The organism is Halorussus vallis (genome assembly GCF_024138165.1).
GTDB lineage: Archaea > Halobacteriota > Halobacteria > Halobacteriales > Haladaptataceae > Halorussus > Halorussus vallis.
This window is the reverse complement of the sequence record NZ_CP100004.1, coordinates 68,759-81,537: the sequence shown is the minus strand read 5'-3', so window position 1 is coordinate 81,537 and position 12,779 is coordinate 68,759. Positions and strand designations below refer to the sequence as shown.

Genomic DNA, 12,779 nt, shown 5'->3' with positions numbered 1-12,779 from the left:
GGTCGCCCCACGGTGGGTTCGGTTCGATTCCGAAGGCGAGACTCCCCGAGAGAGACCGGGACGCGCCCACGCCTACTCGACTCCGCTCTTGGTCTGTCTCGGGCCAATTCCAACACATGACATCGACCGAGACCACTTCGGACGACCCGTCCGAGTCCGACGAGCGAGAAGAACCGTTCCCCGAGAAAATCTGCCGCGTAATCCTGGGGCCGTGACGACTAGCGAGTCGGAAGTCACTATGTTCGAACGCAGTGTTTCGGAACTTTCGGAACCGAAAGAAGCGACGGAACCCGGTGGCGTCGAGCGACCGCCGGCGGTGCTTATCGGCGAGTATCCGGTTTGCCTACAGCTCTACCGAGAGTCGAACACGCTCTATGGGAACACGGCGACGGCGTTCGTTCAGTACGACCCGACGGACACGCGCGAGGGCGAGCAGTTCTACTGGTACGAGTCGGGCGAAGACGACTTCGGCAGGCAGACTCACCGCGACGGGTACGTTTCGCGAGAAGTTCTGCAAAGCCTCCTCGAATCGTGGACCGTCGTGACGCGGTGTCTCTCCGAGGAGATGGCGGCGTTCATCGTCGAGGACGCCCCGGAGACGTGGTGGTTTTGGGCGCGCGACTTCGAGGGCCTGAAAGCCCACATCAAGGCCGCGTACCACCGCGGCCTGTACGTCGCGTCGACGAGAGCGCACACGGGCACGCTCGCTATCGGCAACCTCTGGCCGGAAACCCAGTCAGACAGCGACGAGAGACGGCGGACACTCGAATCCTGTGTCTTCTACCGGACGCGCCTGTACGAGGGCCACGGGTTCTACGCGGTCGAACTGCCGCGGCCGGATCTGCTCCGCAACGAGTTCCGAACCGTGCGACCGAACGTCGCGACGCCGGAGACGTGCGGGCGCTGCGGGACGGTGTACGACGAGTCGGTCGGCGGCTGTGACTGGTGCGGGTGGTCGCCCCGCGTGGTCGACCCGTCGTTCGGCGAGCGCGTCCGCGAGCGCGCACGAAGGGTTGCCGGGCGTGCGGCCAGCTACACGGACAGGGCGCGGGCGACGTGCGGACAGGCCGTTCGGCGCGTCCGGGGCCGAGTCCGACGAGTGCTCGGCGACCTCGCCGCTCGCCGGTAGCCCTGCTGAGGTTTATATCAAGTACCGCGGGAAGCGAGAGACGACGCCTCTGCTGGCGCACGATGCCGGGGTTCGATTCCCCGGAGGGGACTACGCTCGACGCCGGGACGCGCCCACGCCTACCTTGTCCTCGCGCGTCGAGCACGGAGACACAGCAATGCACAACCGCGAATCCAACGCCAGCGACTCGACTGGCGATAGCGAGAGCAACGAGCATACGAATGAGACGGAACAGCCATTCGAGGTCTTGAACCGTTCAGTAGACACCGACTATGAGCGGGAGGGGTCGGCGTGACCGAGCAGTCTACGGACATCACCGAGCGTGAACAGTAGTTGAAAGCGGGTCAAATCCGGAAGTCTGTTCTGTTTCGTTCGTGTCATCTTGAGTCATTTTCTTGCGTGGTTGTTGCCAGTCTCAGGAATGATTCCTATCAGGTTCCTGTTCTCTATTCTGCACCAAGTGGTGCGTTCCCTAAAGTCTTGCCCCGCGTGGTGCAGTAAATCACTCCACGCGCTCCCATCGTGGATCGGCTTCGAGTGTCTTCGCGCTCTTGGCGATCTCGCTGGTCGGCTCTGGCGCACTAATGTGACGATTCCGCCGCGTCACAGTCAGCGCTACGTAGTCGTCGTGGACTTCGGCAACAACAGCATGGAACCGGACGTAGCGGTCGCCGAACGGATTCTCCGGCCAGTCGTGGTCTGGATCGTCCGCGCGACCCTCGTAGCACTCCCACGTATCGCCTGGACTCGTGGACGCCATTTCACTTCGAAGACGGGGTGTCGCCCGCCTGCATCTCCTCGATGAGCTCGCCCCACGGCACGATCTCCTCGAACTCGTAGCCGCGGAGCTTCATCAGGTTCGGGCGGCTCCAGTTCAGCTGAGTGCCTTTTTCCACACGGCGCTGTGCCGGGTGTGTCCAGTCCTCGGGGGGTTCACCAGCTTCTATGCACGAGCCGCAGTAGTCGGGATCTGTGCCGTGGCCGCAAAAGCTACCACAACACCGACAGCGGGCTTCCTGAACGGGTTGTTCAGTCACGGAACTCCACCTCGTTCAGACGGTCACGAAGTGCTTTGAACTCTTCCGGCGACCCTTCCCACCGTCGCCCGCCTGCCTCTAATTCTATGGTCGTCTCCGCGAACGGGAACTCTATGGTCTCGTCGGCGTAGACATCCTCAACGACCTCTTCGCGCCGCCCTACTGCGCAGTCATCACAGATCGCTAAGTCCTCGCGCGAATCCTGAGGTAGCCGGTGAACAGCCTCGTTGACGCCGCAGAGTTCACAGTTGCTCAAGATGAATCACCCCGCTCATATCTCAAGCCACTCCTTGCACTGCTGGATGTAGTTCCGATTGTTCTCCCGGTACTCCAGCGCTCGCTGGCAAATCTCTGGCCACTCCTCTCGCGGGACGCCGGGCTCACCGAGGTAGGGGACGCGATCTTCGTCGATCACCTTGGGCGGCATCCGCGCGACAGAGTAGATCGAGCAGAACTCTTCGCTGGTCTTGGCGACGTCCTCGCCGTTCTCGTGACGGACGCGGATAGCGACGTGGCCGAGCTCGTGCCAGAGCGTGATGTTCGTCGTGTGTTCGTCTGGTGGCAGGCAGATGAGTCGATTGTAGCCGAACGCCTGCGCCTGTGCGTCCGCGTTCTCGTAGAGGACACCGACGTTGATGGTCTCGTGGGCGAGCGCCGGGAAGTCCTTGAGTGCGACCGGAAGGCGTTGCTTGACGCTCTCCAGCACGTCCTCGTCGGCTTGCCCGCCGAAGTGTTCGAGAACACGCCAGGCGGCGAGACCGCGAACCTCCCGACCGTCTCGCTCGTAGTTGATGCCGACGCGCTGGCTCATGCTGGTTCCTCGTAGTGAAGAACTCCGTTTTCGTCGGCGTACACGCCATCCGCGTGGGGGCGTTCGCCTCCGCAGTCCCCGCAGAGGTAGTTGTAGGGGACGTGGCCGGTGTAACGGACGGTGGTGCCGCACGCGGGGCACTCGCCCTCAACGGTCACCTCACACATCGACCATCGCCTCTTCCAGAAGGTCTGCTTCTGAAACGAGATCCATCTCTACTGCCTCTTCGCCGTGGACGCAGTACAGCGTCGGCGGCACCTCGAACGCTCCCGCAGTGGTCGAATTGGTTGCGGTCTCGTGGCCACATCGTGGGCACTCGTGAAGGCTCATCGATAGTATTCCTCCTGAAGAAACTCCTCGACCTCGTCTGCGTGATGGCGCAGGCCTTCGATAACGTCGGTCAGGTGGTCGTCCACGTCGTCGCGGGCGGCCAGTTCGTCGGCCTCGCCACGCATGATCTTCGCGGCGTCTGCGAGGCGGTCGCCGTACATACTGATGTTCTCCTCGGCGATGCAGTCCTTGCAGAGCCGGTTGTGGTCGGAGTTGAAGACTCGGCTGGCGTCCTCGTTGCCGCACCGATCACAGGCGAGGCGGTCGGGCGTCGCTTCGAACCAGCGACCGCCGCAGTCCGAACACTGATCGACGGGCATCGTTCCGGTGACGTGCTTCCCACACCCGTCGCAGACCCAACCCGCGTACCGATCAGTCGCGCTCACGGGAAATGCACCCCCACACCGTTGATTTTGAAGTCGTGCATCTGCCCGCACTCGCCACACTCCAACGAAACGCCCGGCAGGTGAATCTTTCCGTATCCGTCCTTGTAAGCGGGGTCTTCGAGGTTGTACGACTCGCACCAGCCGTCGCAGAACTCCGGGGCCGTCTCTGGAACCATGCATTCGACGGCGATGTGCGTCTCCCCGACCAGTTCATCGAGCGGGTCTTGGAGAAACTCCGTGCCGCCGTCCGTTACCAGCTTCTCCTGTTCCGGGCCGTCGTCCACATCGCCGTCCTCGCTCCAAGAGTCGATGACGGCCATGCAACCCTCACAGAGCCCTTTCTTCACTTCGTATTCCGTCGTGAGATCGCCGTCGCAGTTGTCCGACCACTGTGGATCGGAGCATTCCACGAGGTGGCCGCAGTCCTCGCAGACCCACTGACCGTCGTCACGTCTGCGGTGTGGTGCCGAGAACTGGTCACAGCCCTTGCAGTAACTGTTCAGATGCTCTTTCATCGAGAAGCCTCCGTATCGACGACAGTGTCCGAGCTGATGTTCCGGTCGGACGCCGGGAGCGCGCCGTCTTCCTCGATCCGGGCGAAGCCGCCCTCAGGAACTTCGACCGGTGAATCAGCCGTGACGCGGAGTCGGATAGCACCCGTCGCCCACACTGACTCGTCTCCGACTTCTCGGATGGTCGCCTGCGCATACAGAAGGCCACCAGCCTCGAAGTAGACTCGGTCGCCGTCCTCGACGCCGTCCGGGAACCGTTCTGTGTCGAAGGTAGCAACCTCTCCATTTTCGAGGTCTGACTTCCAGTTGCCGGAAAGTTCGTCGTTGGTCATGTTCACGACGATGTCCCCCTCCGATGCGATGGTGGAGAACCCGCCGTCGGCAACCAGCTTCGGCTCAGGAGCGACGATATTCACGCACCGCTCGCAGGCGAGACAGTTCCGGCGCTCATCGTCTTCCTCGCGGTTGGTAGCTGCGTGGACGAAGACGTACTCGATCTCGTTTCCACAGGGCTTGTACTCCTCAGTATCTTCACGCCAGAGCGAGCACTCCCCACCCTTCTCTTCCTCTGGTAGTTCGACTGAACCGTAAATTTCCGGTGGTTCTGCTTCTCTCATGTTAATCACGGCGTAGGTCGCCACCCAATGGGCCAGTCGGGATTCGAACCCGCTCACCGCCGTTTCTTCACCGTGGGGTAGTCCCTCTCCCTCGCGGACTAACTGGAGCGTCCTCCAGCTGCGGGACATCCCACGACTCAGTTGATTCGGGCGGCCACTCCCATGTGGCCCGATGGATGGAGCGGGACTCGAACCCGCACGTTGCGATGCGCCACTCCGTGGGAACGGAGCCGCTCTTCCACACCGACAGGGGGCAACATCGGGCGCGTCTCCCGGCCAGCCTGTCGGGGGTAATCTACGGGGGCAGACGCGAGTCATCCTCTCTACCCTTGAGCTATCCATCCGAGTGCCCGCCCCGGGAGTCGAACCCGGCAGCACGCGACCGTTTCCCACCCGTCGCCTTAGCGCCGTGTGGCGCGCCCCGTCATGGGGAACATCGGCGAAGGGGCGACCGTTGGCTTGGATTCGCCGTGTCTCTCGCCCCCAACGGCGTGGTACTCGTGTCGCGCTCCACCACAGTGCGGGCAGAAGCCCTGCGCGGGAATCGAACCCACGTACGCCGACCAGGGCGACGTTCACTCGCTGCATCTCAGTAGACCTCTTGAAGCCCGCGTCGAACCATCTCGCCGTCGATGCTGAGGTACTTGTTCGGCGTCTTGTTGTCCCGCCACCCGAACATCCCCTTCAGCGACTGCATCTCCAGCCCGTTCCCGGCGTGGTACGACGCCGCAGTCCCTCTAAGGCCGTGAACCGTCGTCGCGTCCTCCGACAGCCCCGGTGCCGCTTCGAGCGAGCACTCCAGTCGGCGCTGGAGCGTAGAGAACGACGTCGGCCAGCCGTCGAACTCATCGAGGAGCTCCTCCAGCGCGACCTCAACACGAACACTCCAGTCGAACGGGATGTCGCGGACAGCCGCGTCGGTCTTCGGCTGCCAGTAGTCTTCGACGATCTCCTCTACTGGCCGGTCATCGCCGTGCTGTTGGCGCTGTTCGGCGGCCTGCCGACAGGAGCCACACGGCCCGCCGTCGCGCCCCTTCGTACACGAGTCGTGCTCAGGAATGCGTACGAGGTGGTGTCGCCAGTCGATCCACGACTCCGAGAGGTGGATCAGTTCACCGCCCCGAAGCCCGAGTCGGCCCATGATGAGGACGGCGGCACGGGCCTCGATCCGATCCGTCCCGGGCAGCCGCCCCGCGCCTAAGAGAAGCCGCTCGAACTCACGTTCCCGAAGGACATGCTCACGAGTGACCATCTCAGTCGGACGCCTCCTTGGCCGCCGCTTTCAACGCGCGGTAGGCCGAGTGGTCTTGATTGCTCGTATCGACAGCGCCCGAACAGACGTCGCACACGTCCACGTCGTCGGGGTAGACATCGCGTGGCCGCGGGTTGACGACGCGGGAGTTCCTGACGGTGGGGCAGTCTTCGTCGGTGTGGATCGTCGGGCCGCCGCCCCCGTTGTGCCCGCCCGTGACGTAGACGATCTCTTTCTCCGCCGTCATACCTTGTAGACGTGAACTTTCTCGGTCTGCGCGTTCCGGCTCATGTACCACTTGCTGGTTCGGAAGCTGTACCAGAGGTCGTAGCAGGCAGCGCCGTCCCAATCGCCCTTGACCTTGAACCAGTCCTCGTGGTCTTCGCCCATCTCGGGCTGCTCTTCGACCGTCTTGCCCCACGAGTCGAACGAGCCGCCGTAGTTCGTGATGATCTCGTCGCCAGTCTCCAGGTCGTGGCTGCTTCCAACGAACTGCTCCGGTTCGACGGATTGGCTGGTGGCGCTCACCGTTACCTCGTGGAGCGCTGGCCGATGACCTCGATGGTGCCGTTCTCCACGGAGTTGGCGAGGTCGCGGTGGGTGTGCTTCTCGCCGTTGTCGAAGGCGACGTACGTGTCGGTGACTTTGACGGCCTGGTAGGTCGCCTTGTCCCACTTCGACCGCACGAGCGTGTTCTTCTCGATTCCGTGTTCATCCGCGTAGCGGCTGAGGTCTTTTCCTTCGACGTAGGCTGGAACGCTCATTGTATATGCACCGTGTGGTGCAGACCACATAAGTTTTGCCCCGTGTGGTGCAGAACGGACGGCAGCCTATTCTGCACCGTGTGGGGAAGAATAAAGGTCGTTGCCCCACATGGTGCATCTATAAGGATGCCCGAGACTGACAGCAACAATGTGCCGCGGACACCCGAGGAGCCGACGCCGCAGCAGGTTCTCGAAGAGATGAATCGCTGCGAGCCCTACATCGTCTCAGACCTTGTCGATGTCTTCCCTGACGCCTCCCGATGGACGGTTCAACGACGGCTTGACTCCCTGGTTGAAGAGGGCGAACTCTCCAAGAAGAAACACACAGAGAACCGCGTCTCGTACTGGATTCCCGAGTAGGCTTCCCTTACTCCACGCGGAGCAGAGCTTATAAACCAAGAGAGACATGTCCCCGGTATGGACAAAGGCCCCGACCAAGACACCCGGGACGACCCCGATGGATTGGTCGAGGCCATCGCCGAAAACGATTCTGACGACCTCTACGCCCCACCCGAACAAGTTCCCGAGAAGACGGTGCGGGAACCGCACGACGACGCTCCGGACAACTCTCCTGAAGACCTCGATCTCGATTCGCTTGACGGCGCAATCGAAGCCCTCCGCGGCGAACTCGCCGACCGCTACGACGACGTCACCGACGTCATCAGGCCGCCGCTCATCGACGCCGTCCCCGAGGACGACCTGAAGCCCGGTTCCGACTACGACTTCAAGCCGATGGTGTGCGCGTGGATCTACCGCCTCATCGCGCCCTCCGACGGCTACTCCGTTGTCAGTTGGGAGCAACTGGCCGACCGCCTGGACGAGAACGACGACCTCGCCACCAGCCTCGGCTTCGACGGCGAGACACCGAGCGAGCGGACGCTCCGGGAGCAGTGGATGACGCGCGTACGTCCCGGCTTCCGCGACCACGTCCGGTACATGGCCGCCGAGTGCGCGGTGAAGGCCGAGGACTACGAGCTGGAGACTGCGGAAAACATCCGCGACAACCTCATCACCGACCACACCGCCGACGAACCTGACGTAGACCCCATCGGCGAGATGGAGCAGGGAATCAAGGAGGACGCCTACACCATCCAGGCCGACATCATCCGGGACGTCTGTTCGTACGACCGTGACGACTCCTTCGAGTGGGACGGCGACCTCATCACCGACGCCGGGGCGCACATGTGCCGGCGGAACGACTACGCGGAAGAAGGCATCAGTCGGATGGGCAAGGACTACGGCCTGATCGAGGAGCGCGAAGACGGCACCGAAGAGTGGGGCGTCTTCACTCCACAGACGTTCCGACGGACAGTTCGGAACGTCGAACGCACGAAGATCGAGGGCTACTACGAGGACGATCACGACGCCTACGGCGCGCGGTGGATACCGCCGCACGACCTCGTAGACCCGCACCTCGTGACCGGCGATCTCCGCGACGCCCTCGAAGAGGAATGGACTATCGACCCACACAATCCGGAGGGAGAGACCGCGACGTGGCACCTCAGGACGGAAGACGCCATTGAGCGCCAGATAGAGTGGCTTCGGGACGAAGAGGAGGTCATCGACGAAGACGACACGTTCAACCTCCGGATCGACTACACCACGCACGACCACAGCCGCCACTCCTCGGTGAAGAGCGACCCGCCGGTTGGCGTCCACAAGCAGAGCCACCTCGATACCGGCTACGCCTGGAAGGAACTCCAGGGCACCATCAAAATCAACGGACGGGCGTTCATCATCGCCTCCCTGTCGTACCTCCCACCGAACGACCAGTTCCAGGGCGTTCGGTACATCCTTGACCGCGCTCGGGAGCTCGTGAACATCGACACGGTGATGGCCGACGCCGAGTTCGTGGACACGAAGATATGCCGGTACATCCGCCAGTGCGGCTGTGACTACGCGATTCGGAAAGGCGCGACCGACGCGGTGAAGGACACGGTCGAAGGCTTCGATGGCCGCGCGGATTGGGACAGCAACTGGACGCTGTCAAGTAGCGGTCGCCGCCGCACGCACAACACGACGCTCGTGGGGCTGGAGAAGGACTTCAAGAGCGTTCCCGACCACAAGAAGAAGGACGACGAAGAGGACGAACCAGACACCACGCTCGATGACTTCGGCGACGACGAAGAGGAGGATGTCGCCGAGGGGCAGCTGACGCTTGACCAGGCCATCGAGGAGCCCCACGAGGACGAAGAGGAGATCGACTACTTCTGCATCATCACGAGCAAGAGCGTTGACCGCGCCGGGATCGACCCGGACGAGAACCCCATCGGCCACGATCCGGAAGGGTCGGCGTGGGGAATCGGTCGGCTCTACCGTGACAGGTGGGGCGTGGAGACGGCGTTCCGGGACAAGAAAGGGACGTTCGCGGCCAAGACGCGGTCACGCGACCTCGGCTACCGGCGGTTCCTCTGGATGATGGAGAACCTGCTGTACAACGGGTGGGTGATGCTGAACACGGCGGTCGCCGACCAGAGTCCCGACCGGGACGATGACGAGATCGTGGTGAAGCAGGCGACGTACCTGGACGAACTTGACCGGCGCGTCCTCAGTGGCCTCAGTCTGAACTTGGAGTTCCCGGACGCGGAGTTCGGCTGACGCCTGAGCGCCTTTTCGTGGTAGCAAAACGGTGAGCCGCAGCACTCGTCAGTAGTCGCTCGTTCTCGCGTTTCGTCCGTGATTCTCCGCCATCCTATCAGAAACAGCGCACTTCTCAGAAGAGTCTTCGTAGCCAGTCGCGTCTTCGTCGATAATCTGCACCGAGTGGGTCAGTATCGGTTCCGGTTTTGTCCCGTGCTTTCAACTACTGGTGAAATCGTTGCCGTCGACCTCTTTTGTGGTGCAGGCGGCTTCAGCGAGGGCCTCCGACAGGCCTACGAGGAACTTGGCTACGAACTCCGCGAAGCCGCCATCAATCACTGGGACCCAGCCATCGAGACGCACAAGGCGAACCACCCGACTGCGCACCAGTATCATAGCAAGGTCGAGCAACTCCACCCACCGGACGTCATCCAGAAGCTCGCCGACGACGAGCAGGCCGACCTCGACGTCGACCTTCTCGTCGGCGGTCCCGAATGCACGCACTTCAGTCGTGCTCGCGGCGGCAAGCCAGTCAGCGAGCAGAAGCGGATGTCGCCGTGGCACGTCCTCGACTGGCTGGAGAAGCTCGACGTCGACGCGTTCGTCATCGAGAACGTGCCCGAGATACAGGATTGGGGTCCCGTCGAGGACGGCCAGCCCGTCAGAGACGGTTCGATTTTCGACGCGTGGATAAATGCGCTGAACCAACTCGGCTACGCGGTCGACTGGACCCAACTCGTCGCGGCCGACTACGGCGACCCGACCACCCGAAAACGCTTCTTCATCATCGGACGGCAGGCCGGGAGCGTCACCTTCCCCGCCCCAACGCACAGCGACGACCGCGACGATCTCCCCGACCACCGGACGGCCGCGGAGATTATCGACTGGTCGGACCTGGGCGGCTCGATTTGGACCCGTGACATCGACGACGGCCGGAAGACTCCGCCGAAGAACTCGACCATGCAGCGTATTGCCGAGGGACTCCGCCGCCACTGCGGTGACACGGCCGTTCCGTTCGCAGATGTTCTCGAAACGCTGGGCAAAGACGACATCTATCGGCTTCGCGAGGAGCGCATTGTCCCTGCCGAGCACGCTGCGACGGTCGCCAGCATCGCCGACGAACCGTTTCTGGTGCCGCTCCCCGGCCGTGGGGCCGCGATGGCGACGACGCACCTTCTGCGCCAGCAGGACGGCGCACATCCGGTCGACGTCGAGGAGTCCCCGGTGCCGACGATTGCGACGCGTGGCGGTCACGCTATCGTCACGACGGAGACGCACTCGCTCGTGATGCCGAAGAATGGCCGCTATCGCGGCCTGCACAGTAACCCGCTCTACCCGGCGGGTCGCCAGCCGTTCCACACGATTACGGCTGACCCGCGGGCGAAACTCGTCTCGCCGTCGCTGGTCCGGTACTCGCACGGTGGCAGGGCGCTCGACGTCACGGACCCGATGCCGACCATCGCGACCGAGAGGGGCGGCGTCTTCGCGCTCTCTTCGCCGTACCTCTGCCCGCTCTACAACGGCCGACCGGGACAGCGCCCACGGACGCGGGCGGTTGACCGGCCGCTCATGACGGTCACCGCATCGAAGAGTCCGGCAGGACTCGCCTCACCAGTCGTTCATCCGTTCATCGACGACTACGAGGGGCCGCCGAAGTCGCTCGACCAGCCGCTCGGCACGGTCACCAGCCGCGACCGCTTTGCGCTCTGCGTCCCGGAACTCTGGCCGTGGGGCATCGACGTCCGCTACCGGATGCTCCAGCCGCGCGAACTCCAGCAGGCCCAAGGCTTCCCCGCCGAGTACGAAATCGCCGGGACGAAGACCGACAGAACTGCGCAGATTGGGAATGCGGTGCCGGTGAATTTGGCGAAGAGCCTGTGCAAGCACGTCCTGACCGCCGAGGACCCGAGTCTCGCAACGTTCGGCGGCGGTCTCGCTGATGAGTCCGAGGCTGAAATCCCGTCCTACGAGGAGGTGGTTTCAGATGACCGAGCAATCAACGGACGCAACTGCTCACGGTGTTCGCCTCGGCCACGAGCAGGACCCGACGGACAACGAGTACGCGACCCCGCCCAAGATTTGGCGGCCACTCGCTCGCGCCGTCGACGGCTTCGATACCGACCCGGCCTCCGGCGCGGAACTGGAGCCTATCGCGCCCACGCGGTACACCACCGAAAACGACGGCCTCCGGCAAGGGTGGGACGGCTGGGTGTGGCTGAATCCGCCGTGGTCAAGCAACGGCGACGGGAACGCGAAGAAGAAGAAGTGGGCACGGAAGGCTCGTAACGAGGCCGCCCGCGACACCGTCGATGGCGTCGTGATGCTGCTCCCCTGCGATACCAGTAGCCACGTCTTCCACGACCATGTGGCCGCTGCGGACGTGTTCTGTCTCGTCGGGCCGGGGCGCATCCCGTTCCGCGGCGAAGACCGGAACCCCAGCTTTGAACTGGTGCTCGCTGTCTACGCTGACGACGTTCCCGGCGACCTCGTTGACGCGCTCAACCAACTCGGCATAGTCGTCGAGGGTCGCACCGTCGTCAACGAACATCCACAGACGGAACTCGGAGGTATGCGGTGATGTTCGAACTGCTGTTCTTCGAGTATCTCGCCCACCTGCTTTGGGGACTACTCATCGGGACGCTGGCCATGACGGCGTTCCTCTCGACCTACTATCTGGTTCGAATTCAGTTGCTCCGAACGCGAGTGCATCGAGCGTGACCGGGACCGAGTAGATTCCGGTCCCGAGTCCGACGATTGAACGTCCGTCTCGGAGTTCACTTCTCGGGGTTGTTCCGTTCTGAAAGACGGTTACGCCGGGGAACCAGAAACATTTATAGCCGAGACTGAATGACTACCAGTAGCGTAGAAGTCGGTGGGAGTCCTCTTCCGAACTCCTGCCGACTGCCAGCGGGATGGACGCGCCCACGCCTATTCAATTTCCGTCCCCACTGATTCGGTGTCCCCAGGGGCGACCGTGCAACTACGACCGGCGACAGCAGAACTCCAAAGCCGTCAAGGCCGGAGGCCTGCTGTTGTCCGTCTGAGACTGAGAGAGTATTTTTGCGTCGCGACCTCAGCCACCTCAGGTACCTGCGGTAGGTAAGCCACCGGAGGTAGCTAAGGTGAGTGCCATACATCAGAAGCCTAAGGAACCTGCGGTACCTTAGCCACCTAAGCCACCTGAGGTGCCTAAGGTAGCTGAGCTACCTTGGGTACCTTAGGTGACTCAGGCACCGTGGCAAGGAAACTCGTTCGTTTGAAGCGGATCGTTGACTCCGATTTTCGATTTCGAGCAGATAGCCGAGAACCAGCGAGTCAGCGCGTTTGGTCGTCAATATCGAGACTTTCGGAATTCAAAGCC

General features: G+C 62.8%; 17 protein-coding genes and 1 pseudogene. 6 read left to right on the top strand and 12 right to left on the bottom strand.

Annotated elements, in window-relative coordinates:
* Window positions 1-238: 238 nt before the first annotated feature.
* Complete coding sequence (locus NGM07_RS24965; protein ID WP_253521791.1) at window positions 239-1,129, top strand: hypothetical protein; 891 nt, start codon at window positions 239-241, stop codon at window positions 1,127-1,129.
* 502 nt (window positions 1,130-1,631) lie between these two features.
* Here the strand turns inward: NGM07_RS24965 and NGM07_RS24960 are convergent.
* The 12 genes from NGM07_RS24960 to NGM07_RS24905 all read right to left on the bottom strand — a co-directional run bounded on the left by NGM07_RS24960 (window position 1,632) and on the right by NGM07_RS24905 (window position 6,838).
* The gene (locus NGM07_RS24960; protein WP_253521789.1) at window positions 1,632-1,889 is read right to left on the bottom strand and encodes a hypothetical protein; all 258 of its coding nucleotides are present in this window, start codon (window positions 1,887-1,889) and stop codon (window positions 1,632-1,634) included.
* Between the two features lie 269 nt (window positions 1,890-2,158).
* Window positions 2,159-2,422, bottom strand: a complete 264-nt coding sequence (locus tag NGM07_RS24955; protein WP_253521787.1) for a hypothetical protein — start codon at window positions 2,420-2,422, stop codon at window positions 2,159-2,161.
* Window positions 2,423-2,437: 15 nt separating this feature from the next.
* Window positions 2,438-2,977 carry a hypothetical protein gene (locus NGM07_RS24950; protein WP_253521786.1) on the bottom strand — a complete coding sequence of 180 codons (540 nt, stop codon included), beginning with the start codon at window positions 2,975-2,977 and terminating at the stop codon, window positions 2,438-2,440.
* A complete protein-coding gene (locus NGM07_RS24945; RefSeq protein WP_253521784.1) occupies window positions 2,974-3,135 on the bottom strand; it encodes a hypothetical protein in 162 nt (53 codons plus the stop codon). Before NGM07_RS24945 ends, NGM07_RS24950 begins: the two co-directional genes overlap by 4 nt.
* A gap of 1 nt (window position 3,136) precedes the next feature.
* Window positions 3,137-3,307 carry a hypothetical protein gene (locus tag NGM07_RS24940; RefSeq protein WP_253521781.1) on the bottom strand — a complete coding sequence of 57 codons (171 nt, stop codon included), beginning with the start codon at window positions 3,305-3,307 and terminating at the stop codon, window positions 3,137-3,139.
* The gene (locus NGM07_RS24935; protein WP_253521779.1) at window positions 3,304-3,693 is read right to left on the bottom strand and encodes a hypothetical protein; all 390 of its coding nucleotides are present in this window, start codon (window positions 3,691-3,693) and stop codon (window positions 3,304-3,306) included. Before NGM07_RS24935 ends, NGM07_RS24940 begins: the two co-directional genes overlap by 4 nt.
* A complete protein-coding gene (locus NGM07_RS24930; protein WP_253521776.1) occupies window positions 3,690-4,208 on the bottom strand; it encodes a hypothetical protein in 519 nt (172 codons plus the stop codon). Before NGM07_RS24930 ends, NGM07_RS24935 begins: the two co-directional genes overlap by 4 nt.
* Window positions 4,205-4,822 carry a hypothetical protein gene (locus tag NGM07_RS24925; protein ID WP_253521773.1) on the bottom strand — a complete coding sequence of 206 codons (618 nt, stop codon included), beginning with the start codon at window positions 4,820-4,822 and terminating at the stop codon, window positions 4,205-4,207. The genes NGM07_RS24930 and NGM07_RS24925 overlap by 4 nt, the downstream gene beginning before the upstream one ends.
* A 589-nt stretch (window positions 4,823-5,411) precedes the next feature.
* On the bottom strand, window positions 5,412-6,074 hold the full coding sequence (locus NGM07_RS24920) for a tyrosine-type recombinase/integrase (protein WP_253521770.1): 663 nt from the start codon (window positions 6,072-6,074) through the stop codon (window positions 5,412-5,414).
* 1 nt (window position 6,075) lies between these two features.
* Window positions 6,076-6,321, bottom strand: a complete 246-nt coding sequence (locus NGM07_RS24915) for a hypothetical protein (protein ID WP_253521767.1) — start codon at window positions 6,319-6,321, stop codon at window positions 6,076-6,078.
* A complete protein-coding gene (locus NGM07_RS24910) occupies window positions 6,318-6,602 on the bottom strand; it encodes a hypothetical protein (RefSeq protein WP_253521766.1) in 285 nt (94 codons plus the stop codon). Before NGM07_RS24910 ends, NGM07_RS24915 begins: the two co-directional genes overlap by 4 nt.
* Before the next feature lie 2 nt (window positions 6,603-6,604).
* Window positions 6,605-6,838, bottom strand: a complete 234-nt coding sequence (locus tag NGM07_RS24905) for a hypothetical protein (RefSeq protein WP_253521764.1) — start codon at window positions 6,836-6,838, stop codon at window positions 6,605-6,607.
* Between the two features lie 126 nt (window positions 6,839-6,964).
* Here NGM07_RS24905 and NGM07_RS24900 point away from each other — a divergent pair, with 126 nt between their 5' ends.
* The 5 genes and pseudogenes from NGM07_RS24900 to NGM07_RS24880 all read left to right on the top strand — a co-directional run bounded on the left by NGM07_RS24900 (window position 6,965) and on the right by NGM07_RS24880 (window position 12,136).
* Window positions 6,965-7,198: a hypothetical protein gene (locus NGM07_RS24900; RefSeq protein WP_253521763.1), complete on the top strand. Its 234-nt coding sequence runs from the start codon at window positions 6,965-6,967 to the stop codon at window positions 7,196-7,198.
* A gap of 57 nt (window positions 7,199-7,255) precedes the next feature.
* Window positions 7,256-9,436: a hypothetical protein gene (locus NGM07_RS24895; RefSeq protein WP_253521761.1), complete on the top strand. Its 2,181-nt coding sequence runs from the start codon at window positions 7,256-7,258 to the stop codon at window positions 9,434-9,436.
* A gap of 78 nt (window positions 9,437-9,514) precedes the next feature.
* Window positions 9,515-11,293: pseudogene (locus NGM07_RS24890) on the top strand (DNA cytosine methyltransferase); the annotation flags it as partial.
* A 64-nt stretch (window positions 11,294-11,357) separates the two neighbouring features.
* Window positions 11,358-11,996, top strand: a complete 639-nt coding sequence (locus NGM07_RS24885) for a DNA N-6-adenine-methyltransferase (protein WP_368410338.1) — start codon at window positions 11,358-11,360, stop codon at window positions 11,994-11,996.
* On the top strand, window positions 11,996-12,136 hold the full coding sequence (locus tag NGM07_RS24880; RefSeq protein ID WP_253521758.1) for a hypothetical protein: 141 nt from the start codon (window positions 11,996-11,998) through the stop codon (window positions 12,134-12,136). The genes NGM07_RS24885 and NGM07_RS24880 overlap by 1 nt, the downstream gene beginning before the upstream one ends.
* The last annotated feature ends 643 nt before the right edge of the window (window positions 12,137-12,779 follow it).

What these genes read in the sequence shown, in the direction of transcription:
- NGM07_RS24965 (WP_253521791.1), top strand. Translation starts at nt 239, where the DNA reads ATGTTCGAACGCAGTGTTTCGGAACTTTCGGAACCGAAAGAAGCGACG.
- NGM07_RS24960 (WP_253521789.1), bottom strand. Translation starts at nt 1,889, where the DNA reads ATGGCGTCCACGAGTCCAGGCGATACGTGGGAGTGCTACGAGGGTCGC.
- NGM07_RS24950 (WP_253521786.1), bottom strand. Translation starts at nt 2,977, where the DNA reads ATGAGCCAGCGCGTCGGCATCAACTACGAGCGAGACGGTCGGGAGGTT.
- NGM07_RS24940 (WP_253521781.1), bottom strand. Translation starts at nt 3,307, where the DNA reads ATGAGCCTTCACGAGTGCCCACGATGTGGCCACGAGACCGCAACCAAT.
- NGM07_RS24930 (WP_253521776.1), bottom strand. Translation starts at nt 4,208, where the DNA reads ATGAAAGAGCATCTGAACAGTTACTGCAAGGGCTGTGACCAGTTCTCG.
- NGM07_RS24925 (WP_253521773.1), bottom strand. Translation starts at nt 4,822, where the DNA reads ATGAGAGAAGCAGAACCACCGGAAATTTACGGTTCAGTCGAACTACCA.
- NGM07_RS24920 (WP_253521770.1), bottom strand. Translation starts at nt 6,074, where the DNA reads ATGGTCACTCGTGAGCATGTCCTTCGGGAACGTGAGTTCGAGCGGCTT.
- NGM07_RS24915 (WP_253521767.1), bottom strand. Translation starts at nt 6,321, where the DNA reads ATGACGGCGGAGAAAGAGATCGTCTACGTCACGGGCGGGCACAACGGG.
- NGM07_RS24905 (WP_253521764.1), bottom strand. Translation starts at nt 6,838, where the DNA reads ATGAGCGTTCCAGCCTACGTCGAAGGAAAAGACCTCAGCCGCTACGCG.
- NGM07_RS24900 (WP_253521763.1), top strand. Translation starts at nt 6,965, where the DNA reads ATGCCCGAGACTGACAGCAACAATGTGCCGCGGACACCCGAGGAGCCG.
- NGM07_RS24895 (WP_253521761.1), top strand. Translation starts at nt 7,256, where the DNA reads ATGGACAAAGGCCCCGACCAAGACACCCGGGACGACCCCGATGGATTG.
- NGM07_RS24885 (WP_368410338.1), top strand. Translation starts at nt 11,358, where the DNA reads ATGAGTCCGAGGCTGAAATCCCGTCCTACGAGGAGGTGGTTTCAGATG.
- NGM07_RS24880 (WP_253521758.1), top strand. Translation starts at nt 11,996, where the DNA reads ATGTTCGAACTGCTGTTCTTCGAGTATCTCGCCCACCTGCTTTGGGGA.